This window comes from Mycobacterium sp. 1245852.3, from assembly GCF_001669335.1.
Classification (GTDB): domain Bacteria; phylum Actinomycetota; class Actinomycetes; order Mycobacteriales; family Mycobacteriaceae; genus Mycobacterium; species Mycobacterium europaeum_A.
The window spans coordinates 1-2,758 of record NZ_LZLL01000153.1; the positions used below are offsets into that span (position 1 = coordinate 1).

1 protein-coding gene and 1 pseudogene are annotated in these 2,758 nt (G+C 72.1%); both read right to left on the reverse strand.

Annotation, left to right across the window (positions count from 1 at the left end; translation table 11 throughout):
* Positions 1-71: 71 nt before the first annotated feature.
* Positions 72-1,130 (reverse strand): annotated as a pseudogene (locus A9W96_RS06815) (hypothetical protein); the annotation flags it as partial.
* A 243-nt stretch (positions 1,131-1,373) separates the two neighbouring features.
* Positions 1,374-2,758 (reverse strand): hypothetical protein (locus tag A9W96_RS32070; protein ID WP_067138577.1); only part of this gene is annotated, 1,385 nt, incomplete at its 5' end.

Here is a 2,758-nt window from a genome sequence, read left to right on the forward strand (position 1 = left end):
AGTGTCGTCATGAGAGCCCCTCATCCGTTGAACGGGCTGGCGAAGACGTACCGGCTCGTCGGCACCGTGTCGATGTTTTCGTTGGGGCTGGGGCGCAAGGCGACCGTCGGGCGGATGCTGATGGCCAGCGCGATTTCCAGCGCCACCACCGCCGCGATGAAGATCACCGCCAGCGAGCTGCTGACCAGCATCAAGGACCTGCGCCGGCGCGCGCGTTCGTCGGAAGCGATGATCGTTTTGGCCTCGGCCTCATCGTCCGGCACGGCGCTGTAGGCGACGTTGGTCTTGCCCTTGTCGGCGCCGGCGGCGAGCGCCGCGATGCGGCTGCGGTATTCGGGCTGATATCCCGGGAGCAGGCCGGGATGCTGCCCGGCCAACAGCATCGGGTCGACCTCGCCGGTGCCGGGATCCAGCGCGTAGGCCAGCGCGGCCGTCGACGACGCGAAGAGCGGCGCGTTCGCCGCCGCCAGCGCGGCGCCTCGCGCCAGGGCCATCTCCGGCTCGTCGGGCACGGACAACTCGAGCGAGGTCGCGGCCTCCAGCACCGGCTTGATCAGCGGGATGTCGACGCCGGAGCCGACCAGAACCAGGCCTTCGGGGTGGGTTTCGAGCGTCGCGGCGCCGGAGACCATGTCGACGAGTTCGGCGACCGCTTCGTCTTCGTCGTCCGCGAGGGGTCTGCGGCGTACCTCCGAGACCGAGCCGTCCGCGGTGTCGACGACGGCCAGGGTGGCGCTGTAGGGCTCGACGAACAGCAGCGCGGTGCGCGCGTAATTGGTGGCGTCTCCCACGGCCTGGGTCAGCGCGGCCGCGGCCATGAAGGCCGAGACCAGCATGACGTTTTCGACCTTGTGGGAAATGAGGGCGTCGCGCAGCATCGCCGCTTCGACGTGGTCGGTCCAGGTCACGCCCGTCGACAGCAGTTCGTAGCCGCCCTCGGCGGCGCCTTCCCGGGTGCCGAGAATGGCCGAGATCACCTCGGTGGGGCCGGTGCCGGGCAGGGCGGTGCGTTGGGTGTCGACGTCGAAGCCGTCCTCGTCGACGGTGACTCCGTCGGCGCTCTCCCCCTCGACCAGGACCATGCGCACCTTCGTCGGCGTCATCGAGACGCCAAGCACGATGCCCACCACCGCTTAAGCTCCCTCTGCCCAATTCGTGTCGCTCGACGCCCCCGTCGGCAACACCACTGTTCAGTGATCACCAAGGATTTCTGCCACCGCAGAGCGCGGGCCGCATGCCCGCACATGTTGCTGGGCTGATGAAATTCTGGCGGCAGAGGCGGCATCTTTTTGCCAGCCTCAATACCCCGACCCTACGCGCGTGATCTTGGGAGAAGTAGGCGCCGGTTGCTGTGTGTTAGTTGGCAAACCGGACTAGTGGTGTCCGCCGCCGCCACCACCACCGAAGCCGCCACCGCCGCCGCTGTGACCACCGCCGAAGCCGCCGCCACCACCGAAGCCGCCACCGCTGTGACCACCGCCGAAGCCGCCGAGGCCACCGCCGCCGCCGGGAGCCGGGGCGTGACCGCCGCCGAAGCCACCGCCGCCGCCGGGAGCCGGAGCGTGACCACCGCCAAGACCGCCGCCAGGACCGCCCGCAGGTGGCGTGGGGACATGCCCGCCACCCAGGCCGCCCGGACCGCTACCGGGCGCGGGCAGGTGGCCGCCGCCCAAACCGCCGGATCCCGGCGTCGGCACATGCCCACCAGGACCACCCGAACCCGGCGTCGGCACATGCCCACCAGGACCACCCGAACCCGGCGTCGGCACATGCCCACCGGGACCACCCGAACCCGGCGTCGGCACATGCCCACCAGGACCACCCGAACCCGGCGTCGGCACATGCCCACCAGGACCACCCGAACCGCCCGAGCCACCCGGGCCGCTCTCCCCGGGCGTGGGAGAGTGACCGCCGCCGTAGTTACCCGGACCGCTCGGCTTGGGAGCGGTGCCCTCGCCGGGCGGCGTCTGGTGCGGCGGTGACTGCGGGACGGTGACCTGCGGGGGCGACGGCGGTTGGGGCAGATGCACCGGCGGCTGGGGCTGCACCGGTTGCGGGATCGTCAGGCGCGGCGGGGCCTCGAACAGCGGGGGGCTGTCGATGGGGTCGGGAACCGGAACCGGGATGCGCACCGGCACCGGCACCGGCACCGGCGGGACCACGACGGGGACCGGCGCCGCGGGAACCGGAGGGGCGGCGGGCAGCGGAGGGGCCGCCGGAGGCGCAACCGCGGGCAACGGCGCGGCGGCCGGCGGGCTCAGCGGCTTGGGGGCGGCCACCGGGACGGGCAGGCTGATCTTCGACAGCGGTTCGGACGCCTGCACCGGCGCCGGGGCCGGCGCCTGCTCGGGGACGATGAGGTGCTGCCCCGGTGTGGGCTGCAGGGCCACGGTTCCCGTGTTGCGGATCCCGATCGCCAACGCGATCTCGAGCGCCAGCACCGCGCTGATGCCGACCACCGCCAGCCCGCTGCCGACCAGCAGCACCGGCCGCCGCTTCGGCTGGCTCTCCTCGGGAAGGAAGAGCTTCTCGATGACGACGGTCGGTGAATCGGCGTCCTCGTCCCCCACCGCGCTGTAGGCGAGGTCGTCGTCGCCGGGTTCCGAGCCGAGCGGGACATAGAGGTACTCGGGAAGCGAGTACTGGTCGACCGAGCCCGTGCCGGGATCCTGCGCATATGCCAGCGCGGCGGTCGACGAGGCAAACAGCGGCGCGTTCGCCGACGCCAGCGCGGCCCCGCGGGCCAGCGCGGTCTCCG